Origin of the sequence: Priestia megaterium (genome assembly GCF_009497655.1) — a bacterium.
In the GTDB taxonomy this organism is placed as follows: domain Bacteria; phylum Bacillota; class Bacilli; order Bacillales; family Bacillaceae_H; genus Priestia; species Priestia zanthoxyli.
The window spans coordinates 3,064,872-3,089,456 of the sequence record NZ_CP023317.1 but is presented as its reverse complement, the minus strand read 5'-3'; the positions used below and the strand labels follow the sequence as shown (position 1 = coordinate 3,089,456).

General features: G+C 38.4%; 29 protein-coding genes. 16 read left to right on the top strand and 13 right to left on the bottom strand.

Going from position 1 to position 24,585, the window contains the following annotated elements:
- The first annotated feature begins 138 nt into the window (after positions 1 to 138).
- Positions 139 to 963: a 5'-nucleotidase, lipoprotein e(P4) family gene (locus tag CEQ83_RS15610; protein WP_028414438.1), complete on the top strand. Its 825-nt coding sequence runs from the start codon at positions 139 to 141 to the stop codon at positions 961 to 963.
- Here the strand turns inward: CEQ83_RS15610 and CEQ83_RS27125 are convergent.
- Together CEQ83_RS27125 and CEQ83_RS15605 are read right to left on the bottom strand one after the other, a co-directional pair.
- Positions 956 to 1,171 (bottom strand): hypothetical protein, encoded by a 216-nt coding sequence (locus CEQ83_RS27125; protein WP_165573214.1) that lies wholly within the window; start codon positions 1,169 to 1,171, stop codon positions 956 to 958. The genes CEQ83_RS15610 and CEQ83_RS27125 overlap by 8 nt on opposite strands.
- Positions 1,172 to 1,362: 191 nt before the next feature.
- Complete coding sequence (locus tag CEQ83_RS15605; RefSeq protein WP_013083913.1) at positions 1,363 to 1,932, bottom strand: GNAT family N-acetyltransferase; 570 nt, start codon at positions 1,930 to 1,932, stop codon at positions 1,363 to 1,365.
- A 312-nt stretch (positions 1,933 to 2,244) separates the two neighbouring features.
- Here CEQ83_RS15605 and CEQ83_RS15600 point away from each other — a divergent pair, with 312 nt between their 5' ends.
- Positions 2,245 to 3,036, top strand: a complete 792-nt coding sequence (locus CEQ83_RS15600; protein ID WP_033580552.1) for a sulfite exporter TauE/SafE family protein — start codon at positions 2,245 to 2,247, stop codon at positions 3,034 to 3,036.
- Positions 3,037 to 3,065: 29 nt separating this feature from the next.
- On the opposite strand, the gene CEQ83_RS15595 is transcribed toward CEQ83_RS15600, so the two are convergent.
- The 3 genes from CEQ83_RS15595 to CEQ83_RS27625 all read right to left on the bottom strand — a co-directional run bounded on the left by CEQ83_RS15595 (position 3,066) and on the right by CEQ83_RS27625 (position 5,401).
- Positions 3,066 to 3,791 carry a class D sortase gene (locus tag CEQ83_RS15595; RefSeq protein WP_028414436.1) on the bottom strand — a complete coding sequence of 242 codons (726 nt, stop codon included), beginning with the start codon at positions 3,789 to 3,791 and terminating at the stop codon, positions 3,066 to 3,068.
- 1 nt (position 3,792) lies between these two features.
- Positions 3,793 to 4,926, bottom strand: a complete 1,134-nt coding sequence (locus CEQ83_RS15590; RefSeq protein ID WP_033580553.1) for a processed acidic surface protein — start codon at positions 4,924 to 4,926, stop codon at positions 3,793 to 3,795.
- A 343-nt stretch (positions 4,927 to 5,269) separates the two neighbouring features.
- Positions 5,270 to 5,401, bottom strand: coding sequence for a hypothetical protein (locus CEQ83_RS27625; protein WP_013057845.1), 132 nt, complete (start codon positions 5,399 to 5,401; stop codon positions 5,270 to 5,272).
- A gap of 351 nt (positions 5,402 to 5,752) precedes the next feature.
- Here CEQ83_RS27625 and CEQ83_RS15585 point away from each other — a divergent pair, with 351 nt between their 5' ends.
- The 5 genes from CEQ83_RS15585 to CEQ83_RS15570 all read left to right on the top strand — a co-directional run bounded on the left by CEQ83_RS15585 (position 5,753) and on the right by CEQ83_RS15570 (position 10,498).
- On the top strand, positions 5,753 to 6,310 hold the full coding sequence (locus tag CEQ83_RS15585) for a thioredoxin family protein (protein ID WP_028414434.1): 558 nt from the start codon (positions 5,753 to 5,755) through the stop codon (positions 6,308 to 6,310).
- A 383-nt stretch (positions 6,311 to 6,693) separates the two neighbouring features.
- Positions 6,694 to 8,337, top strand: coding sequence for a glutamate/serine transporter AimA (locus CEQ83_RS15580; RefSeq protein ID WP_099000364.1), 1,644 nt, complete (start codon positions 6,694 to 6,696; stop codon positions 8,335 to 8,337).
- Positions 8,338 to 8,465: 128 nt separating this feature from the next.
- Entirely contained in the window at positions 8,466 to 8,600 is a 135-nt protein-coding gene (locus CEQ83_RS27620) for a hypothetical protein (RefSeq protein ID WP_255219779.1), read from the top strand.
- A gap of 157 nt (positions 8,601 to 8,757) precedes the next feature.
- On the top strand, positions 8,758 to 9,381 hold the full coding sequence (locus CEQ83_RS15575) for a LysE family translocator (RefSeq protein WP_099000342.1): 624 nt from the start codon (positions 8,758 to 8,760) through the stop codon (positions 9,379 to 9,381).
- A 271-nt stretch (positions 9,382 to 9,652) separates the two neighbouring features.
- Complete coding sequence (locus CEQ83_RS15570) at positions 9,653 to 10,498, top strand: N-acetylmuramoyl-L-alanine amidase (RefSeq protein WP_099000341.1); 846 nt, start codon at positions 9,653 to 9,655, stop codon at positions 10,496 to 10,498.
- A 46-nt stretch (positions 10,499 to 10,544) separates the two neighbouring features.
- On the opposite strand, the gene CEQ83_RS15565 is transcribed toward CEQ83_RS15570, so the two are convergent.
- The 6 genes from CEQ83_RS15565 to CEQ83_RS15540 form a co-directional block, all read right to left on the bottom strand.
- Positions 10,545 to 10,862, bottom strand: a complete 318-nt coding sequence (locus tag CEQ83_RS15565) for a DUF3243 domain-containing protein (RefSeq protein WP_014459329.1) — start codon at positions 10,860 to 10,862, stop codon at positions 10,545 to 10,547.
- A 217-nt stretch (positions 10,863 to 11,079) separates the two neighbouring features.
- Positions 11,080 to 11,586: a PCYCGC motif-containing (lipo)protein gene (locus CEQ83_RS15560; protein ID WP_028414430.1), complete on the bottom strand. Its 507-nt coding sequence runs from the start codon at positions 11,584 to 11,586 to the stop codon at positions 11,080 to 11,082.
- An 84-nt stretch (positions 11,587 to 11,670) separates the two neighbouring features.
- Positions 11,671 to 12,291 carry a class I SAM-dependent methyltransferase gene (locus CEQ83_RS15555; protein WP_028414429.1) on the bottom strand — a complete coding sequence of 207 codons (621 nt, stop codon included), beginning with the start codon at positions 12,289 to 12,291 and terminating at the stop codon, positions 11,671 to 11,673.
- A gap of 58 nt (positions 12,292 to 12,349) precedes the next feature.
- On the bottom strand, positions 12,350 to 14,908 hold the full coding sequence (locus CEQ83_RS15550) for a heavy metal translocating P-type ATPase (RefSeq protein WP_098113276.1): 2,559 nt from the start codon (positions 14,906 to 14,908) through the stop codon (positions 12,350 to 12,352).
- Positions 14,909 to 14,939: 31 nt separating this feature from the next.
- Positions 14,940 to 15,299, bottom strand: a complete 360-nt coding sequence (locus CEQ83_RS15545; RefSeq protein ID WP_028414427.1) for an ArsR/SmtB family transcription factor — start codon at positions 15,297 to 15,299, stop codon at positions 14,940 to 14,942.
- Between the two features lie 300 nt (positions 15,300 to 15,599).
- Positions 15,600 to 16,028 carry a PAS domain-containing protein gene (locus tag CEQ83_RS15540; protein ID WP_223546161.1) on the bottom strand — a complete coding sequence of 143 codons (429 nt, stop codon included), beginning with the start codon at positions 16,026 to 16,028 and terminating at the stop codon, positions 15,600 to 15,602.
- 186 nt (positions 16,029 to 16,214) lie between these two features.
- Between CEQ83_RS15540 and CEQ83_RS15535 the strand changes: the two genes are divergently transcribed.
- The 8 genes from CEQ83_RS15535 to qoxD all read left to right on the top strand — a co-directional run bounded on the left by CEQ83_RS15535 (position 16,215) and on the right by qoxD (position 22,831).
- Complete coding sequence (locus CEQ83_RS15535) at positions 16,215 to 16,454, top strand: hypothetical protein (RefSeq protein ID WP_098113277.1); 240 nt, start codon at positions 16,215 to 16,217, stop codon at positions 16,452 to 16,454.
- Between the two features lie 80 nt (positions 16,455 to 16,534).
- Positions 16,535 to 16,687: a hypothetical protein gene (locus CEQ83_RS27120; protein WP_165573530.1), complete on the top strand. Its 153-nt coding sequence runs from the start codon at positions 16,535 to 16,537 to the stop codon at positions 16,685 to 16,687.
- 480 nt (positions 16,688 to 17,167) lie between these two features.
- The gene (locus CEQ83_RS15530; protein ID WP_028409228.1) at positions 17,168 to 17,515 is read left to right on the top strand and encodes a rhodanese-like domain-containing protein; all 348 of its coding nucleotides are present in this window, start codon (positions 17,168 to 17,170) and stop codon (positions 17,513 to 17,515) included.
- A 307-nt stretch (positions 17,516 to 17,822) separates the two neighbouring features.
- The gene (locus tag CEQ83_RS15525; RefSeq protein ID WP_013057828.1) at positions 17,823 to 18,401 is read left to right on the top strand and encodes a hypothetical protein; all 579 of its coding nucleotides are present in this window, start codon (positions 17,823 to 17,825) and stop codon (positions 18,399 to 18,401) included.
- 566 nt (positions 18,402 to 18,967) lie between these two features.
- Complete coding sequence (qoxA, locus tag CEQ83_RS15520) at positions 18,968 to 19,921, top strand: cytochrome aa3 quinol oxidase subunit II (RefSeq protein WP_013057827.1); 954 nt, start codon at positions 18,968 to 18,970, stop codon at positions 19,919 to 19,921.
- Between the two features lie 46 nt (positions 19,922 to 19,967).
- Positions 19,968 to 21,911, top strand: a complete 1,944-nt coding sequence (gene qoxB, locus CEQ83_RS15515; RefSeq protein ID WP_013083896.1) for a cytochrome aa3 quinol oxidase subunit I — start codon at positions 19,968 to 19,970, stop codon at positions 21,909 to 21,911.
- On the top strand, positions 21,911 to 22,519 hold the full coding sequence (gene qoxC / locus CEQ83_RS15510; RefSeq protein WP_013057825.1) for a cytochrome aa3 quinol oxidase subunit III: 609 nt from the start codon (positions 21,911 to 21,913) through the stop codon (positions 22,517 to 22,519). The genes qoxB and qoxC overlap by 1 nt, the downstream gene beginning before the upstream one ends.
- 3 nt (positions 22,520 to 22,522) lie before the next feature.
- Entirely contained in the window at positions 22,523 to 22,831 is a 309-nt protein-coding gene (gene qoxD, locus CEQ83_RS15505) for a cytochrome aa3 quinol oxidase subunit IV (RefSeq protein WP_013057824.1), read from the top strand.
- Positions 22,832 to 22,860: 29 nt separating this feature from the next.
- Here qoxD and CEQ83_RS15500 read toward each other — a convergent pair whose 3' ends face one another.
- Positions 22,861 to 23,199: a hypothetical protein gene (locus CEQ83_RS15500; protein ID WP_028414424.1), complete on the bottom strand. Its 339-nt coding sequence runs from the start codon at positions 23,197 to 23,199 to the stop codon at positions 22,861 to 22,863.
- A gap of 1 nt (position 23,200) precedes the next feature.
- Positions 23,201 to 23,980, bottom strand: a complete 780-nt coding sequence (locus CEQ83_RS15495) for an undecaprenyl-diphosphate phosphatase (protein ID WP_155017384.1) — start codon at positions 23,978 to 23,980, stop codon at positions 23,201 to 23,203.
- 181 nt (positions 23,981 to 24,161) lie between these two features.
- On the opposite strand from CEQ83_RS15495, the gene CEQ83_RS15490 reads away from it, so the two are divergent.
- A complete protein-coding gene (locus CEQ83_RS15490) occupies positions 24,162 to 24,575 on the top strand; it encodes a hypothetical protein (protein ID WP_033580565.1) in 414 nt (137 codons plus the stop codon).
- Positions 24,576 to 24,585: the final 10 nt, after the last annotated feature.

Sequence of the window (24,585 nt, the reverse complement as noted above, 5' to 3'; positions counted from 1 at the left end):
GGAAGGAATATCAGTTAAAACGAACTATTTTAATTATTAATTAAAATATTATTCGTATTTGTGTTGATTTTTTGTTTGATTGAGGTAATATATAACATTATTAACATGAAAATATGTAGAGATGGAAGTGGATGCAAAATGAATAAGAAATTATCAGCGCTGACAGGTGTGGCTGTACTTGCTTTTTCGCTTACAGCATGTGCCCCTCAGCAGGAAAAAGAGGTTTCTGCTGAGAAAAAAGAACCCGTTCAAAATCTAGCTGATCAGCAAATTATGGCGGACGCTTGGTACCAGACATCCGGCGAAATGAAAGCTTTGTATTACCAAGGCTATAATACAGGGAAGCTTCGTTTAGATGAGGCGCTTGCAAAAAGTACCGATAAAAAGCCTGCCATTATTTTGGATTTAGATGAGACCGTGCTTGATAATAGCCCATTTCAAGCTTCAGCCATCAAAACGGGTAAAGGATTCCCTTATAAGTGGGATGAATGGGTGCAAGCAGCAAAAGCGAAAGCAGTGCCAGGTGCTGTCGATTTCTTGACGTATGCAGATCAAAAAGGTGTAGATATTTACTACATTTCAGGCCGTACAACTTCTCAGCTTGAGGCAACAATTAAAAACCTAAAGAATTTACATATTCCTCAAGCAACCAAAGACCATGTGCTGTTGACGGGTCCAAAAGACGAAGGAAAAGAAACGCGCCGTCAAAAAGTAGCGACGAATCATAATGTAGTCCTGCTGTTTGGTGATAACTTATCTGATTTTAGCGGCTTTGATAAAAAGTCGATGAACGATCGAAATAAGCTTGTAGAAGAACAAAAAGAAGCATTTGGTCAAAAGCTAATTGTGTTTCCAAATCCAATGTATGGAGATTGGGAAGGAGCTATTTATAACTACGACTACTCAATTTCGGACAAACAAAAAGATAAGCTTCGCCGCGAACAGCTTCAATATTTTAATTAAAAAATAGGTTGAAACATAACGAAATCGCTCCAATCAAAAGGCGAACAAATTGGATACATGAGCTGAACCGCTTGTTACACCGCTGTTGATTTCCGTACAAGACTTCGCTTTCCGCGGGCGGCCGATGAGCCTCCTCGTCGCTTCTCTCCTGCGGGGTCTCATCTATTCCGCTTTTTCCGCAGGAGTCTTCGTCTTGCCCTCCAATCAACAGCTGGTATCACCTGCATTGAATGAAACCTGTGTTCAGCATCACAATAAAAAATCCGAACGAGGTTGATTCTTCATCAAGAATCAACCTCGTTCGGATTTCTCTTCAACTCACATATTGTTGTCCCAGCTTCTTTTAATCTTTTTACTATACCCTATTTAAACGATAGCTTGTCCAAATGATTCTACTTTTTAAGAAAGAAGCCACGGAGCATAAGGAGCTTGCTTCCACTCGTGTTTTAACATGCCATAAATTACAAGATCGTGGTAGTGATCATATAGATATTCACCTTCTCTGCAAATGCCTTCTTCCGTAAAACCTAGACGCGTAGGGATGGCTTTGCTTTTTTCATTATTAACGCCGCAGCGTATTTCGACTCGATGAAGGTTTAACGTATTAAATGCATAATTCAGGCATCCGTGTACGGCTCTTGTCATAATGCCTTTTCCTTGGAAATCATGTCCAATCCAATAGCCGAGACTTGTACTTTTATTTCCCCAATTAATTCCGTGGAAACCAATCATTCCGGCGATTTCTCCGTAGTACCGAATGATCGCCTGGAACCCTTGGTTATTATAGTATTGAGCTCTCCATTCAGGGATGAGTTCATCATAGTCAGCAATACTTTGCATGCTATCTACCCATGGGAGCCATTCTTTTAGGTAAGGTCTTGACTCGTTAATAAGAGAAAGCAAGGGGAAAGCGTCAGTTGATTCAATTAAATGCAAACTAACTTCGTCATCAATTTTGTATTCAAACATACGAAAGCCTCCTGTGATGATGGGCCTGCTGAGATAAGCGTAGCATGTAGGCAGTTCTAACATCTAGTTTTTCTTTATTCTACCACAAGTAGCAGAGCGGAGAACGAGGAAGTTTGAGCTAAACGTAAATAACGCATAAAGTCGATAGGATTTTAATGATTAAAAAAATTAATAATTGAAAGCACTTTTATCAATATTTTTACAGAAAAGAAGCATATACAGTGATACAATGGAAGAAGAGATAAGGCGTTGTATGTATACATACTTTCTAACAAACATGATATTGGATTGATAAAAGCAGGTGGTAAAAACATGGATGTACAACTATTAATAACGGTATTTGCACTCGGGTTTTTCGGGTCATTTTTAGCAGGTATGCTTGGAATTGGAGGGTCAGTTGTTTTGTACCCGCTGTTGCTATTTGTTCCGCCTCTTGTAGGAGTGGGAATATTCAGCGCGCACGAAGTAGCTGGTATAGGAGCCGTGCAGTCGCTGTTTGCCTCCGTTTCAGGAGCTCTTGCTTATAAAAAGGGCGGCTATTTGAATAAACCGTTAATTTTATATATGGGCGTCAGTGTCTTAGTTGGTAGTCTCATTGGTTCAACGCTATCAAACTCGTTTTCAGAAGGAATGATCAATTTCATTTACGGCGTGATGGCAACAATTGCTGCAGGATTAATGTTTATGCCCAAAAAAAATAATCCAGCGGCCGATTCATTCGAAGTGACGTTTTCAAAACCTTTGGCAGCAGCCCTGGCGTTTTTAGTTGGGATTTGCGGGGGAATTGTCGGAGCAGGAGGCGCATTTTTACTTGTTCCTATTATGATTACCGTGTTAAAAATTCCTGTGCGCGTAACGATTGCAAGCTCATTAGCCGTGACGTTTATTTCGTCTATGGGAACAACATTCGGTAAAGTAATGACGCATCAAGTCCTTTTGCTTCCGGCGCTTATGATTATTGGAGCAAGCTTACTAGCAGCTCCGATTGGCGCTTTTGTCGGGCAAAAGACGAAGGTAGCGTCGCTGCAAGTGATCTTAGCAGTCGTTATTACGGCGACTTCGTTGAAAATATGGTTTGATTTACTAATGAAATCTATTCATTAAAAAAAGCTGCCTCTTTAAGGGCAGCTTTTTTATTTTGTTGTTGATGCAACAAGGTGAGCGACTAAAATATAGCGTTCAGGTGCTGAACCAACGTAGTTAAATGGATAACAGGTGCTGACGGTTAAAGTGGCTCTAGGTTTTGGCACAATAACGGTCCGGTCATCCGCATCCACAATTCGTACTTTGTTTACTTTGTATGTGAAGGTGCCTGCTGCTGTACTTACCACAAGCGAATCGCCTTCACCCACGTCGCCAAGCTTACGAAAAACCGTATCGCGATGTCCTGATAGAACAGAATTGTCGTTTTGACCAGGCAGCACGCTTCCCGCAAAATGACCGACGCCTTTTTCTAATTCATCTTCGTTCGTACCGTGATAAATTGGCAGCTTCGCGTTTAATTTAGGAATATATAGTTCTCCCATTAAATCACCGATTTTTGGCTGTTTCGGATAAGACACATTTGACACTTTTGGCTTTTTTTCTGAGCTAGCAGTACGAGAGTGTACCGCTTTTTTGGGTTCAACAGAAGAAGCTTCAGCAGAAGAGTCTGCTGTTGATGAGTCCTTGCTTTTAGAGACTGAAGCTGCGGCTGGTTCTTCTGTATCCATTGTTTTAAATGCCAAATAGCCTCTTGCAAATTTATAGGCGTTTGTTGTTGTAAACCAAAGACCAAAGCAGATGACAGCGGCTAAAAGGGAAAGAACAATCAACCGCTTTTTACGATTGATTGTTCTTCTTGTTTTTCTTGGTTCCATTTTATGCGCGTCTCACTTTGCGGAAAAGAACAAAGCCAGCTGCTACAAGCACTAATCCAATTAATGTATTTGTTACATAATTAGAAGCCGTTTCCGGAAGTTTTCCGCCTTTAACGGTTTTTTGTACAGCGCTGTTCGTTTGTTGCTTCTCCGGTTCTTGTTTCTTTTCCACTGCTGGTTTTTGCGCTTGAGCTGGTTTTGCTACAGCTTCAGCAGATTTTTCTACTTCTTTTCCTGTGTCTGTGATGATATCAGAATTAAACATATCGCCTGTGATCACCATGTCTGCTAAAAATTTACCGTCTGTTGTATAAAGAGAAATTTTTAGACTTGCATTTTTTAATTCTTCTAAGTTGATTAAATCAGTAAGAGAAAGCGATCTTTCATTTCCACCTTGTACAAGTGAAAATTTAGCGTCTAAATGGAAGATTGTTAGCATTTCTTTATAAATAGACATTAATTCAGCGATTTGATCAGCAGATAATTCTGTTGCTGTATCAAAATCTTCGAATGCCGCTAAGCGCTCGCCTAATTGATCTAAGCGGTTAAGCGTTGCTTCATTTGAAAGCTCATCTTCTAACGATGTAAAATGTGCTTCAATTCGATTTAACTCTTCTGAAGTTAAGCCTAATTCAGACTGCATAAATGATAGTAAGCCGCTTAAATCTTCTTCACTTAATTCATCATCGTAAGAAGTGTCTTCTTCGTCATATGACTCATCATCTTCATACCAGTCATCGCCTTCTAGATAGAAGCCGACATCATCGTATAAATCATCTAGGTACACATAATCGTCTAAGCTTTGGCCGTTCTCTTTTAATAACGCATTTAAGCTTGTTTTGTCTAAGTCAAAATCTGCATACAAATCTTGCACGTTATGTAAGTCAGCTGCAATCGGTTCACCTAACAAATCTTCTAAATCTGCGATTGTATCGTAGTTTTCAAGACTATCGTCATACAGTGAAAGTGAATATTCAACGTCGTCTTTGGTTACTTCAAAACCTCGCGTTTGGCTTACCGATTTTAAATATTTGTTGAAGTCTGCGTCAAATGTTGACGCGGCTGCGAATGAAGACGTTGGAAATACGCCAACAAACAGCAGAAATGATAATAAAATTGTCCCCAGTTTTTTCATCAATTTTCTCCTTTTTTTTACGTTTTCTACAAGATTATATAGTAAGAGTTATAAATTTACAATATATACTTATATTATATATACCTTGAATATAGTGGTAATTTAAGGTATTTATAGAACTATATATTTTGAGAATACCATATGGAAGGGAGCGGAAAGACCTAGGTAGAAAAAAGGGGAAAATAAAGAAAAAGGTTTATAATTTTTTTGACAAAGCAGAAATATAAAGAAACATCAAAAAAGAACAGCACTTAGAAGCTGTTCTTTTTGAAATGATATGTAAGCATTAGCATAGATAGTTGAAATTCGATACCGTTCCGCTTTAGAAAAAGGTGGCTACGAGTTATGATTTTAGTAAGGATAGTGAAGAAAAGTGAGAGCGCGGTTTTGTCAGCTCTATTTTGATTCCTTTTAGTCTTAAACGTTCTACAAACTGTTTGCGTTTTTTTCGCTTTTCATGCGGGGATTGATTCATATTCGCCTCATCCTCCATATTTAGTCAAGTAGCTAACATATCATTATCATAATCAAAAGATGACGGTTACACAATAAACATTCTCAAATATTCACAAAGATTTAAAATTTGTTACATTGATAGTGTACATGTACCCCATTCTCTTTTTTTATAACATCTCAATGTGCTGTTTTTAAATTGAAGTTTTATGAATTCCGTCGCAGAATAAAAAAACATGATCAAAATGAGCACGCAGACTTTTATATTTTGATTCATGGTGCTTAAAAGCTATACTAGTAGTGCGTATAGAAAAGACGAAAACGAGATTGGATATCTAATCTATTCGTATACAAAAAAGAAAGAGGGATCTTGATGAAAACAGAACAGCAGTATTTTGAAGAAGGAAAATCAATTCAAACATATATGAACGACATGAGTACATTAAAAGAGGAAAGTTTAGCTGTTTATGAACAATTTCAGCTTCCTAAAGATGGACTGGCTGACAAATTAAAAGCTCACAAGCTTCACTTCTTAGCGATTACTGAAGATTGGTGCGGAGATGCGATGATGATTAACCCAATCATTCGTAAAGTAGCTGAAGCTGCCGGTATCGATGTGCGTGTTGCACTGCGCGATGCGGACACCGAATTAATTGATCGTCACTTAACAAACGGCGGCCGTGCTATTCCGATTATTTTAATTTTTAATAATGAAGGAAATTTACTAGGTAAATGGGGTCCTCGTGCTCCTGAAGTTCAGCAAATCGTGGATGAGCTTCGCGCCGAACTTCCTTCAAAAGAAGATCCTTCGTTTGAAGAAAAGCAAAAAGAAGTCTTTTCTGCGTTACGAACAAGATATAAAGAAGAACCGGCTCTTTGGTCGTATGTTTATAACAGCTTCAAAGAAACAGTGTTAGCTGTTGTAAAATAATTTAAAAAAGCAGGGTAAAATGAGCGCTTCATTTTACCCTGCTTTTTTTCTGGTTATTGCAGCAAAATCGTTTGTATATCACTTTAATGAAAAGGCTGTTTTTATAAATGTTAGTGTTCAAAACGCGCACTTTTAATTGGTAAAACGCACAAAATTCTAAAAATAAAAATATTTTTTATTCAAAACGCGTACTTTTTTAACTTGATGATGATATAATAGCAAATAATAAATGAAGAAGGGGGACGCGTGAATGAATGTAAAAGCTTTTGGTTAGTACTTTTAAGCAGCATTTTTAGAGATCAAAATGAATTTTATTTTTTAAATTTAATGAAAGCGCTTAATAACTCACTTCTCAGAATATATAGAAGAAAGGTGTTAGATACATGAATAACTTACATAGAAAAATGGGAACGTTTTCTCTCATGATGGTCGGCCTTGGATCTATTATTGGATCAGGATGGCTGTTTGGGGCATGGAGAGCTGCTCAAATTGCAGGCCCTGCAGCAATTGCTTCTTGGATTATTGGAATGGTTGTTATTTTATTTATAGCTCTTTCTTACAGTGAACTAGGATCGATGTTTCCAGAAGCAGGAGGTATGGTTAAGTATACGCAGTACTCACACGGCTCATTTCTTGGCTTTATTGCGGCTTGGGCAAACTGGATTGCCATTGTATCCGTTATTCCTGTTGAAGCGGTTGCCTCTGTTCAGTACATGAGTTCATGGCCGTGGGAGTGGGCGAAATGGACAGGCAGTTTAGTAGAAAACGGAATTCTTACTGGAAAAGGCTTGGCTATTGCTACAGGGCTATTAATCATTTATTTTCTTTTAAATTATTGGACGGTAGGCTTATTTTCGAAAGCTAACTCACTTATTACCGTTTTTAAAATTGTGATTCCAGGGCTTACAATTGGTGCTCTTTTATTTGCAGGATTTCACGGCGGAAACTTTTCCTCTGCAGGAGGCGTTGCTCCAAATGGATGGGCAAGCGTGTTGACAGCTGTTGCTACGTCTGGGATTGTGTTTGCTTTTAACGGTTTTCAAAGCCCTATTAACATGGCGGGAGAAGCGAAAAATCCGGGACGCTCTATTCCAATTGCCGTGGTAGGATCCATTTTGATTGCAACCGTGATCTATGTATTGCTTCAAATTGCGTTTATTGGAGCGGTAAATCCTTCAGAAATCGTAAAAGGATGGAGTCATCTGAACTTTAATTCGCCGTTTGCCGATTTAGCGATTGCACTAAATATTAACTGGCTTGTTATTGTTTTATATGCCGATGCGTTTGTATCGCCATCAGGAACAGGTATTACGTATACAGCTACCACGTCACGCATGATTTATGGTATGGAAAAAAATAAATACTTGCCGAATATACTAGGACGAGTTCATCCGCTTTACGGCGTTCCTCGTCAAGCCATGTTTTTTAATCTATTTGTCTCATTCATCTTTTTATTTTTATTTAGAGGCTGGGGAATTTTAGCCGAAATTATTTCTGTAGCTACGTTAATTTCATATCTTACTGGTCCTATCACAGCTATGACGTTAAGAAAAACGGGGACCGATCTTTATAGACCTTTACGTATAAAAGGGTTAAATGTAATAGCGCCTCTTGGCTTTATTTTTGCTTCACTTACTCTTTACTGGGCGAGATGGCCGTTAACTGGACAGGTATTATTTATTATTTTAATTGGTTTGCCAATTTATTTTTATTATCAAGCAAAATCAAAATGGAAAGGCTTTGGTCAAAACTTCCGAGCTGGCGTTTGGATGATTGTCTACTTATTATGTATGATGACAATCTCCTGGATAGGAAGTGAAAAATTCGGGGGACTCAATATTATTAAATACGGCTGGGATATGGGACTTATTGCAATTGTTGCACTTTTCTTTTATGCTTGGGCACTTAAAAGCGGGTACAAAACAGAGTATTTAAAAGAAGCAATTCATGTTAATAATGAAATGAAAGCAGCGGAAGCACAGTCTGCCTCGGCTAAAGAACAAATCATGGAAAAACAAATTAAATAAGTAGTAAAAATAAGGCTGGGACAAAAGTATTTCAGTTAAAGTCAAATGCGAACTATTAATTATTTTTTAATTGGTAGTTCGTGTTTTTTGTTGAAGATAGATTTCATGTTTTCAATTGCTTCTAGCAGTTGATTGGAGGACAAGGCGAAGACTCCTGCGGGAAAAGCGGAACAGATGAGACCCCGCAGGAGCGTAAGCGACGAGGAGGCTCAGCGGCCGCCCGCGGAAAGCGAAGCCTTGCACGGAAATCAACAGCGGTGTAACAAGCAGCTCAGCTCATGTATACAATTTATTCGTCTTTAGATTAGATTGATTTAGTTATGTCCCAGCCTTTTTTATGGATAAATTTTCTTTTTTTGAATACTAGATAGTAAAAAATGCTATAATGGTTGGCAAAATCATGCAGGGGGAGAACGACTTATGGATATCGTATCAATCACTTCTTTTTTAAGTGTCGCCGCTTTGCTTACGGTTATGCCTGGTCCTGATAACTTATTTGTTTTAGCACAAAGCATATCAAACGGTAAACACGCAGGGATTTCGACTTCATTAGGTCTTTGCACGGGCTTGCTTGGTCATATAGCAGCGGCAACGTTGGGTCTGTCGGCTATTATTTATCAATCAGCTTTAGCATTTGCTATTGTCAAATACACTGGGGCAGCTTATTTATTATATCTGGCTTATAAGACGTTTACAGCCAAAGATTCCGCTCTCGCTGTTGAAAATAAAGAAGCCATTGAGTACAAGGTGCTATATAAAAAAGGAGTGATTATGAACCTGCTAAATCCAAAAGTTTCGCTTTTTTTTCTTGCTCTTTTACCTCAGTTTGTTAATCATTCAACCGGACACACCACGCAGCAAATGCTTGTTTATGGAGCTGTGTTTTTAGTTCAAGCGCTGATTATCTTTACGTTAATTAGTCTATTTGCAGGGAAAGTAGGGGAGTTTTTGCGAAAATCTCCGGCGCTGTCTAAGCGGCTTAATCTCGTGCAAGGCTCTATCTTTACGCTTATTGGCTTAAAAATTGCTTTTAGTGAGAAATAGCAGAAGATAAGGTGGCGAACCTGCTTTTTATCTCTATTAAGAGGCGTGGACATAGGTTAGTTAAAGGGAGATCCGAACGATAAATCCAATTCGTTCGGATTTTTTATGTTTATGGTAAAATCCAGTTTTTTAAGTTATTGTTCTCTAACCTTTAAGAGGACGAACCCTTCTTGTCCACTTACATATATATATAAAATGAGAGATAAAACATCGGACAAAGCCGGTGTTAACCCCAAGTTCTTTCATATTATGGCTGAAAGGAAAGGTTCACATGAAAAAAGTATGGCTAGATGCAGGGCACGGCGGTACAGATTCAGGCGCTTTAGGAAATAATTTGCGTGAAAAAGATATTACGCTGCAGCTTGTACTACACGCGCGGGCGTATTTAGAGCATAACTATTTAGTAGATGTTCAAGTAACTCGTTCAACCGATGTGTTCGTTTCATTATCAGATCGAGCGAACCGAGCTAATGCATGGGGAGCAGATATATTTGTTTCGATGCACATTAATGCCGGCGGAGGTACTGGATTTGAAACGTATCGCTATCCATCACAAGAGGGAAGTCAATCTTCTCTTTTACAAAAAGAGCTTCATGCAGAGATTTTACCAACCATGCGCAAATTTGGAACGATTGCAGATCGCGGTTTAAAAACAGCTAATTATGCTGTCCTGCGTGAAACAAATATGCCTGCTGTTTTAACTGAAAACTTGTTTATCGATACAACAGCCGACGCTGAAAAATTAAAAAACGCGACGTTTCTTCGTGAAGTGGGAGAAGCACACGCGCGTGGAATTGCTGCGTATTTAAACTTACCTTCTACTAGCGTTACATTCTATATCATTCAATCTGGAGATACGTTTTATAGCATTGCAAAGAAGTATAATATCACCGTTCAGCAGCTGCAGGATGCAAATCCCGGCGTAGATCCTACCAAACTGCAAATTGGGCAGCAGATTGTTCTTCCTGTCACTACGTATACTGTACAAGCAGGAGATACGTTCTATAGCATTGCAAAGAAGTATAATATGACTGTTCAGCAGCTGCAGGATGCAAATCCCAGCGTAGATCCTACCAAACTGCAAATTGGGCAGCAAATCATCATTCCCGCTGTTTAATATCTGTAAATAAAAAAGATGACACGGAAGCGTGTCATCTTTTTTATTATTGAACTAATCTTACAAGCATATGGGCAAGGTGATGCTGTTGCTCTTCGTTTCCAACCTTCCACAGTTCGTGAAGCAGGTTTTCCTCTCGGTTGCGCGGCTCTTCATGCTTAGCGAGATAATCAGCTACTTTCTGAGCTGTTTTAGCAAGCTGTTCCTCATTCATCCCTAACTTTTCACCTTTTGAGACCTTGTCCCCTAGATAACTTTTAAATCCTTCGAAGCTAGAGAGAATATCCTCTTTTTTCTCCTCGCTCATAGAATTAATGGCTCCTTCAACTTTTGCTGAATGATTTGTTTCTACAGAATTACTCATAGTTTTTTTCTCCTCTCATGGTTATATTTGGGTGTTAGAAAGCATATTCCCCGAGCATTCAGTAAATAAACGTCCAAATGTGTTATTTTTACATTATGGCGTTTTACAAGGACTTGAAAAGGTGAGGTCAAACGAGATTTTACCAACAAATAATAAAATGACAAAAAGACTTTGGATGAAGAGACCAAAGTCTTTTACTAATTTTTATGCTGAAGCATCATACCTCGGGCGTAGGAGTAGGCTTGGCATAGCCTTCCTTATATTTATGATCAATTTCTTGACGAATGTCTTCGATGCTTTTGCCTTTGCTGTAGTCTACTACAGCTTGAGCCGCTATTTCTAAGCAGACACCGCATTTTGTTCCGTGATCATCCCACGTTACTGCGCCGTTTTCTTTGTTTTCAAAGATAAAACAGTCGTAGTTGTTTTGATGATTAGCTTCTTCTCCACATCCGCAGTAGCAAGGAATGTTTTCTAGTAAGGTTTGATGCTTAGCAGCGGCTGCATAAATAAGCTGCATATCTTCGGGCTTGTCACTCAGAAAGGAAGGGAGAGTTTCACTATTTTTTGTTTCTTCTCGTTTATCCCCTAATGTGTGCGGCTGATGTTCTTCATGTTGTGTTGTTTCTGTCTGTTTGTTAGCTGAACTTTCTTTACTTTCGTTTCCACAGCCGGACACCATGCCTGCTGCAAGGACAACTGGTATGACCTTTGATTTCATCATCAAAATGTTCATCCTTTCTTCAATTAAAGCTAGACAATGATATGTACATCCATCATGTTAAAGTGACATAACTAGTCTTTGAAGTCATTCATCAACTTTTTGCAAAATAATTTTCCGATACATACCTTTCAACATGACGCTTGAATTTTCCTTCAAGATAAGCTGATCCCGGCTTGCTTCAAGCATATGTTCAAAAGAGAGGCCAATATCTGTTCCTAGTAATTTTACGAAGAGGCGGAATATTTTTTTAGGAAAAGCCGCGGATTTCTTTTTGGTTTCAAATTTATCAAAAATCAGGATCGTTCCCTTAGGCTTTACTACTCTTGTCATTTCTTTTAAAGCTTGCTTTGCATCAGGCACTACGCTAAGAATCAAGCTTGCTACAACAACATCAAACGAAAAAGAGTCGAATGTTAGCTGCTGAGCGTCCATTTGGTGGAAAGTTATAGACGGGTTTTTGTATTTATCTTTTGCTTTTTGAAGCATTTCACTGGAATAGTCGATGGCTGTTACATTTACTTGATGAGGAATAAAAGCTAAATCGGCACCCGTTCCAACACCTACAAATAAAATGCGCTGCTCAGACGAAAAGGGGACATCTTGAAAGACTTTTTTTCTGGCTCGATAAAACATCCCGTTATTAAAAAAGACATCATAAAAAGGGGCCCAGCACTTATAAATAAATTGGTTCCAGCGGTTATTCACGTAAACCCTCCTAAAAAATAAGCTTTCCAACGCATGCTGGAAAGCTTATAGATTCCATTTATTTTTTCATTTTGAGTAAGCGAAGGCTGTTTAAAATAACAAGTAGCGCTGCTCCTGTATCGCTTAAGACGGCAATCCACAGAGTAAGCCACCCTGGGAAGATAAAGGCTAAGGCAATGACTTTAACAATAATAGAAAACCAAATGTTTTGTTTGATAACAGCTAACGCTTTGCGACTTAGCTTCATTGTATGAGGAAGCTTTTCTAAATTGTCTGCCATCAGGACAATATCAGCTGTTTCCATGGCTGTATCAGTACCAGCACCGCCCATTGCAATGCCAAGATCAGCAGTAGCAAGGGCAGGGGCATCGTTAATTCCATCTCCAACCATAGCCGTTTGATACCCTTCATGTTGAAGCTGCTGTATGGCCTTTACTTTGTCTTCAGGCAGCAAATCAGCGAAATAGCGGTCTACCCGAGACTGAGAAGCAATCATTTTAGCTGTTCCTTCGTTATCACCGGTTAACATCACAATTTGCTGCATTCCGTTTTGCTTAAGGCTTTCTAAAGCAGATACGGTTGTATGTCTGATGGTATCAGCTACGCTAATAATGCCTAGAACACTTTTAGCTGTTCCGACAATAATAATCGTTTTACCTTCGTTTTGAAGCTTTTCAATCTGAGACCAGCAGTGTGTTAGAGGTGTTCCTAAATCTGAGAATAATTTTGCGTTACCTGCGTAATAAACCGTGTCTTGAATTGTTGCTTGCACGCCTTTTCCTGTAAGGATTTTAAAATTTGATCCTTGTAAAGAAACAACTTTTTTCTCCGCTGTATAATCCACGATAGCGCGGGCGATGGGATGATTCGAATAATCTTCAAGCGTTTTGGTTATCGCTAAAAGCTGATTTTCTTCAGCAGCAAGGGAAACAACTTCTGAAACGGCTGGTTTGCCTTCTGTTAGCGTTCCTGTTTTATCAAAAGCAATCGCATTGATTGCACCGGCTTTTTCTAAAAACGTCCCGCCTTTAATGAGCACGCCATTTTTCGCCGCGTTTCCAATCGCAGATACAATGGCGACGGGAGTCGAAATGACTAGCGCGCATGGACAAGCGACAACTAATAATTCAAGCCCTTTGTAAAACCACTCGCTCCATGCACCATCAAACAGGGGAGGGATGACCATAATGAATAAAGCTAAAATAAAGACAATAGGTGTGTAAATGGTTGCAAATTTATCAACAAATGCTTGAGTCGGCGCTTTTTTCTCCTGTGCTTCTTCCACTAAATGAATGATTTTAGAAATGGTCGTATCTTCGACTAGCTTTGTTACTTTAATTTCTAAAGATCCGCTTTCGTTAATCGTGCCGGCATAGACAGCATCGCCCATTACTTTATCAACGGGAATAGATTCACCTGTAATAGGAGCTTGGTTGATACTGGATTCCCCGTTTATAATTTCACCATCGAGCGGAATTCGGTCTCCTGGCTTTACGACAATCGTGCTGCCAATTGAAATATCTTCCGCAGCTTTTTTAATCAGCTGCCCGTTTTCCTTTACCCATGCTTCAGAAGGAGCTAAATCCATCAAACCTCGTATCGAGTTTCTTGTTTGTTCAATTGATCTTGTTTGCAGAGCTACACCTAAAGCAAACAGCCAAACGACCGTAGCGCCTTCAAGCCATTCACCAATAACAGCTGCTCCAAGTGCTGCAACGGTCATTAAAACATTCATGTCTAAAGAACGGCTTTTGATTCCGTAATAAGCACTTTTAGCCGGCTTATATCCACTAACAATCATAGCAATAGCGTACAGTACAGTTGTCATATAAGAAGCAATTCCTGTATGAGAACCGATAAAACCTAGTGCGATGAGAATACCTGAAAAAATAATCGGACCATTTTTGCCTTTATGGTGCCGAGATTCAGCGGGCTGCCTGCTGCTGGTCACTAAAGTAGCGGTATACCCAGCTTTAGATACTTCTTTAATAATGTCATCAGCTTCATTATCATGTTCAATTTGTGCTTTTCCCGTTGAAAAGTTAACGCGTACGTCTTTGACAGCAGGAACTGTTTTTAAATGATTCACAATCGTGTTTGCACAAGCTGCACAGTCCATTCCTTCAATCAAATACGTTTTCATTTTCTTATTTGATTGAATAGGCTCAATACTAAAGCCCAGTCTTTCCACTGAGTTTGGAATGAGTGACAGAGCTGATTCACTTGCCGCCGCCACTTGAAGCTTTCCTGTATTGTAGTTGATTGCTACGTGTTGAATATCGTTTAACGTTTTTAAACTTTTTTCAATCGTAGCAGCACAAGAAGGACAATCCATTCCATACACGCGGTATTCAGCCGTTTCTTCTATGTCACTGCCTGTTGCTATATCGTGATCACTGCAGCAAGAATGCTGGCTTTTATCGGTCGTTAACGCACTTGTATCTGAACAGCAGCTGTGACTGTGTGCGTGACTCTTTGTACTACAGGAAGAAGGTTCTTCAGTAGGTGCGGCTTCTGAAGAAGAGGAGCAGCAGGGGCTGTTCTCAATTTCTGATGAAGAAGGGCCGCTGCAGCAGCTTCCGGTATGGTGATGATGTTTTTTATCTTCGTGTTTCATTGTGTCCCACTCCCTATACGGTAAGAAAAACTTAAATGGTTACATCTTCTTTTTTAGCAAACATAATATCAATTACTTGTTTAATATGTGCATCCCTTAAAGAATAAAAAGCTAACTTTCCTTCTTTGCGATAATTGGCAATTCCTATATTTCGCAGCAGTCTTAAGTGATGAGAAGCAGTAGCAACCGTAGAGCCTACAATGTTGGCTACGTCACATACACATAATTCCTCACCTTTATAAAGGGCTAATACGATTTTCAGCCGCGTTTCATCTCCCAACGCTTTGAACATCGTAGAAATATCCTGAACAGCTTCAACATCGATAGAAGGCTTAATACGATTCACCTTTTCTTCGTTAAAACAATAAATATCACAGCGGTCTTTTGGCATGATTTCCTCCTTCATTCAAACATTCAAATGATTGTTTGTTTATAATATATGTCAATTTTAAAAAATGTTCAAACATTTATTGATTATTCGGATTTTTTTTCTGAGCAAAACATAAATATAGAAAGAATAAATATGAAAAGTATGCCTATTAGTGTATGTACTGTGGACTAAATGGTGCGGACAAAAAGAGAATGACTTTACGTGTAGAACAAAACAAAAAGCCACCCCTATAGGTAGCCTTTCAATGACTTTTAAAAATGAGAGAAATAACCGAATACAGCGCAAATTATGTTCATTTGGTTATCGTTTTAATCGATTAAATAATAAATCTGCTGCATTATTTAACACCTTGTCCGATTCTTTTAATCGCTTGTCTGAGTTTTCTAAATAGGATTGAGCAGATAATACAACATCTAATGGATCCTTGACATTTTTCTTTTCGGTGCATACTAAATGACCTACATTATTTTTCCAATGAATCGTGCATTTAAAATTCACAAATGTATCATCGCTCGTTCTCAAACGCAAATGCCTGATGATGGGGTTAGATGAAGAGTGCTGTGACAGCATCCACATTGCTTGTTTCCGGTCGTCTTTATGAATAATGCTCCACAGACTGGAGACTGAAGAAAAATAAGAATGTGCTTGACTAGAAAAATGCAGGATTTTACCTTCTTGATTTAATTGAAAGTAAGGAACGGGGATCCATTTAAGTATGTTACTTTCCATCATGCACCTCTCCCAACTTAAGTAATCTCTTTTACCATATCACAATTACCTAATATTTGTATGATTTTTATCATTTTTCCCACTCTTTTCTCCATTTTAAGCTGTAAAAGCTACCGAATTATTCAGTTTACAACACTTGAAAAAGGAACGTGTGTTCGTAAATTAAAAATTAAAGGAGCGAATTCTATGGAACGGCTACTTCAAGAAAGCTACTCTTCGAAACGACCTGTTGAAATTATTTATATGGATGATAAAGGATGTTTGACACAGCGATTTATCATTGTGTATAAAATTGATCCTCAGAGCGTAAAAGCTTGGTGCTTACTAAGGAACGAGAAACGAACGTTTAAAATAGAGAATATCTTTTCATGCGGATTCAGCAATAAAAGGAAAAGCAGTTTTAGGCAGAAAGCTCACTCAATTTAAGAGGGGCTTTTTCATATCATTTCCTCTTATGGCGTGTGAGTTATTTTCATACACTATATCCACCAGAAAGGGGAATGAACATGACATTAAACCAAGGAAAGAAAACTAAACATATTGCTAAAGGGAGCAAGGACGGAGAAAATATGACAATGCAGGGTGAGAAAAAACAGCATGAAGCACAAAGTACCTCTTTGTCTCATAATAATTGTCGTGCAAACCTTGACGGAGATTAATCTAGAAAAGGAAAGCTTTCGTCTCCGAAGCTTTCCTTTTTTTGTGTATATCGCATTTCTAAGTTAACTCGTATTTTCCTGAGCCAATCACAATATAGTCTTTCGCTTCACGTGTTCATACTATCCTATCTCGCATCCTTCGTTTTTAGAATCATTTTTCTGACGTTCTTGCAACACTGGGTCTACTATATTACTCATAAGCGAACCTCAGCCTTAACGGGAAAGAAAAGGGGAAATGAAGATAAAAATTCTGCGTTTCTTCATTATAATAAGAAAAAACGATCTGTTTACTAGTATTTAAATCTTTCGAAAAATCAAAATAAATAATGATTGATTTCGTCACTTTATTGTGGTTTCATAATAAAGTGTAAAAAGACCATTTTTCTTTCAGAGAGAAATGAGATAGAGTACTTCTGTGTTGATTCTTTCTTTTGAATATAGTATACATACAGGGGTATAGAAATTAATTGGGAGGAAAACATGGCGATATTATATATGAGCATAGGTATTTTACTTTTATTAATTTGTTACAGTTTTTATAAACGCTATGTGCCGGTGCAAGGAATAAAGAAAGTGACGACCGCCGACTGTGCTTCTACAACGATTTCGTATGTAGATGTTCGTCATTTTCATGAAATGAAACAAAACCCCTGTCAAAAAGCAATCCATATTCCGCTTCCTTATTTAGAGAGACAGCATGAGGAAATTCCATATAAAGAAGTGGTCGTAATTGTTCCTGACAGCATTTCCCGAAATTTAAGCATTCGGCAGCTAAAAAAACATGGATATCAGGTCAAAGGATACATGTGTGCGGAAAGATGTGTATAATAAAAAAACGGCAAATAAGCCTTAAACGACTTTGATATAGAAGGATATAATAGATAAGCTAAGCGATACTCATTTCAAAATGGGTATCTTTTTTTGCTTTAAGGATTAAGAAGGGGAGTGGAGATCGGTTTCTTTTGGTTCAACAGCTACTGAGTCTTTTAGCGTATTTTTATGACAAAAGGTTTGAAAAATCCCTTTTGTGGTAAAAAAAAACGTAGTTCTACTAGTGCATAGACAGAGGTTTAATAGGAAGTTATAATTTAGGCAATTACATAAAAGGGGAGTAAGCTAAGGAAGGTGAATAGATGTGCGAAAGATAAAGCGGTTGCTATTTCTGTTCATTTGTATAGCGGTTGTAATTGTTGCGTATGAGATGATTCGATATCCGATTGAAAACAATGCTGCAAGTGTGCAGCAGCATTTGCGAAATTGGGAGCATAAAGAAAGTATTGATGGTTCTGCAAGGATTACGCTGCAAGATTTTAAACGGGTTGATCACTCTAATACATACATAGCCTTATTCTCCATACCTGGTGATAAAGAAGGAATGGCCGTATTGAAGCAAGGATGGAACAAACGCCTGCGTATTGAAGTCAGTACCAAAATGAGCAATTTAGTGGATTATGATGATATCCATACAAATAAAGGTACATATGCGCTGTTTACAGGAACAAATAGAAGTAAACAAATTGAGCGCGTAAAGGCGGCTTTGGTGCACGATACATATACAATTGATGCCGCGGTTCCAAAAAGTGATTATTTTGTGCTGTATGAAAAAATACCGAGTCATATTAAACATCCGTTTCCAGCAACGACAACGCTGCTAGATAAAGCAGGGGATGATATCACGGTTAAAGAATTTATGGACCAAGAGCTGCGTGAATAACACGTGGCTTTTTTCTATAATAAAAAGCTTTTTAAAAAAATTCACGTTTTGTTCATATTTTCGAAAGAAAGAATTTTAAGCAAAAAAATCAAATATTTGCTACAAAACAAAGGGGAATTAACGGGCAAAATAAGTTTCATACAGGGCGTCACATTTTCTTTGAAAATTTGTCACAAAATATTCAATTATGTCGATGTGTATTGATATATCAATGTTGAAGCAAACATGCAAAGCTAATTTTGCAGTTATTCCTAAAGAAATAGTTAAGAAATGGGAGCTGAATCCTTTTATTTACATTTATTCATACCAAATTATGTGATAGAATATCGCAAGGTTGAAGCACTCTAACCCCATTGGTACAGTCACTATATTAGAATATTTTTAATATAAAAAAATAAAGCAAAAGGGACGAAAAAAATGTCATTTTGTATTACAATAGTAGTGGCCTACAAATAAGGGGGAAGAGAGTCTGTATAAAAATGTCGTTATCTAGCGAAAGATAGCGCATTTTGAATGTTCATCAATATAGGCTTCGCATCATGTGTTGTTAGAAAGGAGAGTTTTAAGTGAAACCAAAAAAAGGATTTTGGAAGCTAGTAGGTTTACTATCTGCGCTTTCACTAGTATTTTTGAGCGGTTGTTCAAAACTTGCTGTATTGAACCCGCAAGGTCCTGTTGCAAAAACGCAATCTGATTTAATCATTTGGTCTATGTGGATGATGTTGATCGTGGTTGTTGTCGTATTTGCTATTTTTATATTTGTTCTTGTCAAATATCGTGAAAAACCTGAAAACATGGACTATGAGCCACCTGAGCAAGAAGGTAACTTAAAGATGGAGGTTATTTGGACAGCATTCCCAATCATCATCTTAATTCTATTAGCAGTGCCAACTGTTAAAGCGATCTACTCTGCAGAAGAAGTACCGGCAGAATCAAAGGATAAAGATCCAATCGTGATTCACGTTACATCTGCAAACTGGAAATGGATTTTCAGTTATCCGGAACAAAATATCGAGACGGTTAACTACGTAAACATTCCAGCAGATACGCCAGTGAAATTTGAGTTAACGGCTCAAGGACCTATGAACTCATTCTGGGTACCAGAACTTGGCGGACAAAAATATTCGATGAACAATATGTCAATGCCATTATACTTAGAAGCTGATAAGCCTGGTTCTTATATGGGACGTAGTGCTAACTTCTCGGGTGAACATTTCACTCAAATGCAGTTCGAAGTTCAAGCTCAAACGGACAAAGACTTCAAAGAGTGGGTTAGTGACGTAAAAGGTACAGCTGGTAAATTGACTGAAAAGAAATATGATCAAATCCTAAGCCCAGGCGTTGTTGGTCGTCAAACTTACAACGGTACACATTTAAAATGGATTGACCATGCAAAAGATGTATACATTCCTGGCAAAGAGCTAGAACGTGGTACAGGACATGATCACAGCAAGATGAAAGAAGACGAAAAAACGAGTAATGAAGAAATGGAAAACATGGATCACTCAAATCATGAATAACATTCATTTATTACACTAAATAACGTAATGATTGGGGGAAGACATAATGAAGCTAGATGAATTTTTCGTCACTGGCGAACCTATGATTTACGCTGCTGACGCAGCAATCGCTATGACGGTCATCGGTATCGTTTTTGTCTTAACATATTTCAAGAAATGGAAATGGTTATGGACAGAATGGTTAACAACAGTTGACCATAAAAGACTCGGTGTCATGTACATCCTTTCAGCTGTATTAATGCTTTTCCGCGGCGGAATTGATGGAATCATGATGCGTATGCAGCTTGCATTCCCGGGTATGAACATTTTAGATGAACATCACTACAACGGAGTCTTCACGGCTCACGGTGTTATCATGATCTTATTCATGGCAATGCCATTTATTATCGGACTAATGAACGTAATCGTTCCATTACAAATTGGTGCGCGTGACGTAGCATATCCGTTCTTAAACGCAATCAGTTTCTGGACATTCTTTATGGGAGCAATGCTATTTAACCTTTCTTTCGTAATCGGAGGAGCTCCTGATGCAGGTTGGACAAGTTACTTCCCGCTTGCAGGTAAAGAATTCAGTGAGGGTATCGGAAATAACTTCTATGCCGTTTCACTACAGATTGCTGGTGCTGGTACATTAATGACTGGTATCAACTTCTTTGTAACAATTTTAAAAATGCGTGCCCCTGGCATGACAATGATGAAAATGCCAATGTTTACTTGGTCAATCTTCATCACATCAATTATTATCATTTTCGCGTTCCCTGTATTAACAGTAGCGCTTGCACTTATGACACTTGACCGTGTATTCGGAACAGCCTTCTTTACAATGGCTAACGGCGGTCTTCCAATGATGTGGGCTAACTTATTCTGGATTTGGGGTCACCCTGAAGTATATATCGTTATTTTACCGGTATTCGGTGTCTTCTCAGAAGTTATCAGTACACATTCTCGTAAGAACTTATTCGGTTATAAAGCAATGGTAGTATCAATGGTCGGTATCGCATTCTTAAGTTACCTTGTATGGGTGCATCACTTCTTTACAATGGGTAACTCACCGTCAGTTAACTCGTTCTTCTCAATCACAACGATGTTAATTGCAGTACCAACCGGAGTTAAAATCTTTAACTGGCTCTTTACAATGTATAAAGGACGTATCAAATTTACGACTGCGATGCTTTGGTCATTAGCGTTTATTCCAAACTTCGTAATCGGTGGGGTAACAGGGGTTATGCTTGCGATGGCATCAGCCGATTATCAATATCATAACAGTTACTTCCTAATCGCTCACTTCCACTATGTATTAATCTCTGGTACAGTGTTTGGCTGTTTCGCAGGTTTATACTTCTGGTATCCGAAAATTTTCGGTCACACGTTGAACGAAAAATTAGGAAAAATTTCATTCTGGATTTTTGTTGTTGGATTTAACGTATGTTTCTTCCCACAATTCTTCCTAGGTTTAGACGGTATGACTCGTCGTATGCAAACTTATGCAGACAACCTTGGCTGGAACGGATTAAACTTAGTTTCAACAATCGGTGCATTCTTAATGGGTCTTGGCTTCTTCGTATTAGTAGTTAACTTATTATACAGTGCATGGAAAAACAAACGCGACACTGCAAACGATCCTTGGGATGGTCGTACACTTGAGTGGTGGACTAAATCACCAGTTCAAGCTTACAACTTTGCAGTAATTCCTCATGTGAAAGAAATGGATGCATTCTGGCACATGAAAAAACGTAATGAAACAGAAATTAAAGCAGAAGACTTAAAACCAATTCACTTACCAAGCAACTCTGGTGTGCCGTTTATCTCAGGTATTTTCTGGTTTATCGGTGGATTTGGCTTAGTATTTGAATGGATTCCAATGGCAATCGTTGGATTAGCAGGTATTTTTGCTTGTATGCTTGCTCGTTCATTTGATTATGATCCGGGCTTCTATGTAAAAGTAGATGAAATCAAGAAGGTTGAAGGAATTACAGGGGGTGACAAATAATGGCAGGACATTTAGATAAATCATTGCCGTTAGAATACCAAGAAGAACAAAGTCGCCTGAATATCCTTGGATTCTGGATTTTCTTAGGTGCCGAGATCGCGTTGTTCTCTACGCTGTTCGTAACGTACTTAACGTACCATACACGTACAGCGGGTGGCCCTACTGCAGAAGAACTGTTCGTTGTTAAAGATTTTATGATCGAAACGCTGTTACTACTATTCAGTAGTTTCACGATGGGAATTGCCATCTTTAAAATGCGTAATAATGATTTAAAAGGACTTTTAGTTTGGTTTGTTATTACACTTGTTCTTGGTGGAGGATTCCTTTTCTACGAAATTCGTGAGTTTTACATGTACGCAGTTCACGAAGGTGCAACAATGCAAACAAGTGCCTTCTTATCAGGGTTCTTTACACTACTTGGAACGCACGGTCTTCACGTAACAGTCGGTGTATTCTGGGCAATCAGTATTATTATTCAATTAGTAAGACGAGGATTAACACCAGTTACTGCTCGTAAAGTATTTATTATCGGTTTATACTGGCATTTCCTTGATGTTGTATGGATCTTCATCTTCACGCTTGTATACTTGAACGGATTGGTGGGATAAGACATGGAAAATAAACAAGGCCAAAAAGCAGGTTTTCCGCTTAGTCATGTATTTGGGCTTATCCTTTCACTAGCCTTAACATTCGCAGCGCTTGGTTTAGTAGTGCTAGCTGATCTATCAAGAAGCATTACGATGACTCTTATCATGATCCTAGCGTTATTACAAGCAGCAATGCAGCTAGTAATGTTCATGCACATGACTGAAAGTGAAAATGGTAAAGTACAGGTTGCAAATATTCTTTACAGTTTCTTTATTGCACTTTGTATCGTTGTTGGTACACTGTGGATTCTTGCAGCTCACTTTAACCATTAAAAATAAAACCACTTACTTCGGTAAGTGGTTTATTTTTTTTCATTCAGTTTATATTTCAACGTTTGATATTCTCCCGTAGCCACTTTTTTTACTACTTTTCCTTTATCATCTCTATAAACATTTACTTGTTCGTATACTTCAATTCGGTATCCGCCTCTTTTTTCTGTTTTAACATGAACTTCTTTGACCGACATATTTAATTGTTCCGCAGCGTCTTCATCAGCAGAAGTTTCAACAGCTCCTCCATCAAGTGAAAGGTGAGATAAGCTGTCAAACGACTGCTGGGAATTGTTATCAACATAGCTTGTCACGACTAAAATGCCGGCAAAAAACAATACTAAAAAAAGCGTCCGGACTTTTATCTTCATCTTAAAACACCCCCGTAAACTGACAAACAAGCACGACTGCACCTAATATCCAAACGTAAATCGCAAACGTTTTTAACGAATGATGCTTTAAATAATTGACCATCCATTTTACCGCTACATAACCGAATAAAGCAGATGAAAGGGTAGCGACGAATAAAAAGAAAACGGAGAGCTGCTCGACTTCACCTGTGACTACATCTTTTAACTGAAGTAACACTGCTCCGCAAATGGCCGGAGTCGACAATAAAAAGGAAAAATAAGCGGCTGTTTCACGGTCTAATTTTCGCATTAACGCAGCTACCATCGTTAAGCCAGACCTGGATACAGCAGGGAATATCGCAGCTGCTTGAAACGAGCCGATAAAAAAAGCATCTCCGTATGAAATATGAGCCATTTTTTTATAGCCATTTTTTACGGAATCACCAAACCATAACAGCAGTCCCGTCGCAAGAAATTCCCAGCCGATCGTTAAGCCTGATTTAGAAATGCTGTCAAAATAGTCTTTAAACAAAAGACCAATCGCAACTGCAGGGATCGTTCCTATCACTAAAAGCCCTGTAAGCTTGCTAAACGGATGCCGAATAATATGCCATAGCTCACGCTTATAAAAGACAAACACAGCAAGCAGAGTGCCCATGTGCAGCATCGTATCTAAATACAATCCTGCATCGTCTAAGCCAAATAAGTGGCGCCCTAAATACAAATGCCCCGTGCTGCTTATCGGTAAAAACTCTGTAAGCCCCTGAATGATTCCCAAAATAAATGCTTCAAACCACGACATCTTATCACCTCATACAGCGTGTCCTTATTAGTAGTGTATAGAGGAAGTTCTGAGAACATGACAAAAACATGGAAGTATAGGCATTCATTTAGTGAAATAAATACGTAAAAATAGGTCATAGTATAAGAAGAGACGACCATTCTTATCTCCATCTCATCCACTATGGAAAGAGGTGCTTAAAATGATACGAAAATGGGTTGCTGTATGCGTCGTATTCGCTGCTTTTATTTTTCCACAAGCAGTAAGTGCTGAACAGCCAAAAGTAGAGGTGTTTCAAATTGAAACGGGCAGAGTCGTTCGTTCAACGCCCAAACCTCCAAATGTTCAAAAAGAAGCCGAAAAAAGTATTGCGTCCATTACTGGTTTATATAAAAAGGCAAGTCCGCTTCCTAAAAAAGGCTATCTTGTTAAAGTACCTCTTGATCCAGCCGTGAAAATTGAAAATAGTGCGGTCAACACGCTGGCAAGTGAAGTTATTTTTGTTCTTGAACCGAACCAAAAACCAATCATGATGGTATTTGACAATGAAAATAGAACCTATTTTTTTGAATTTACTCATGATTTAACTCTTCTCAGAAAAGCATTACAGCTATAAGTCATCGAAA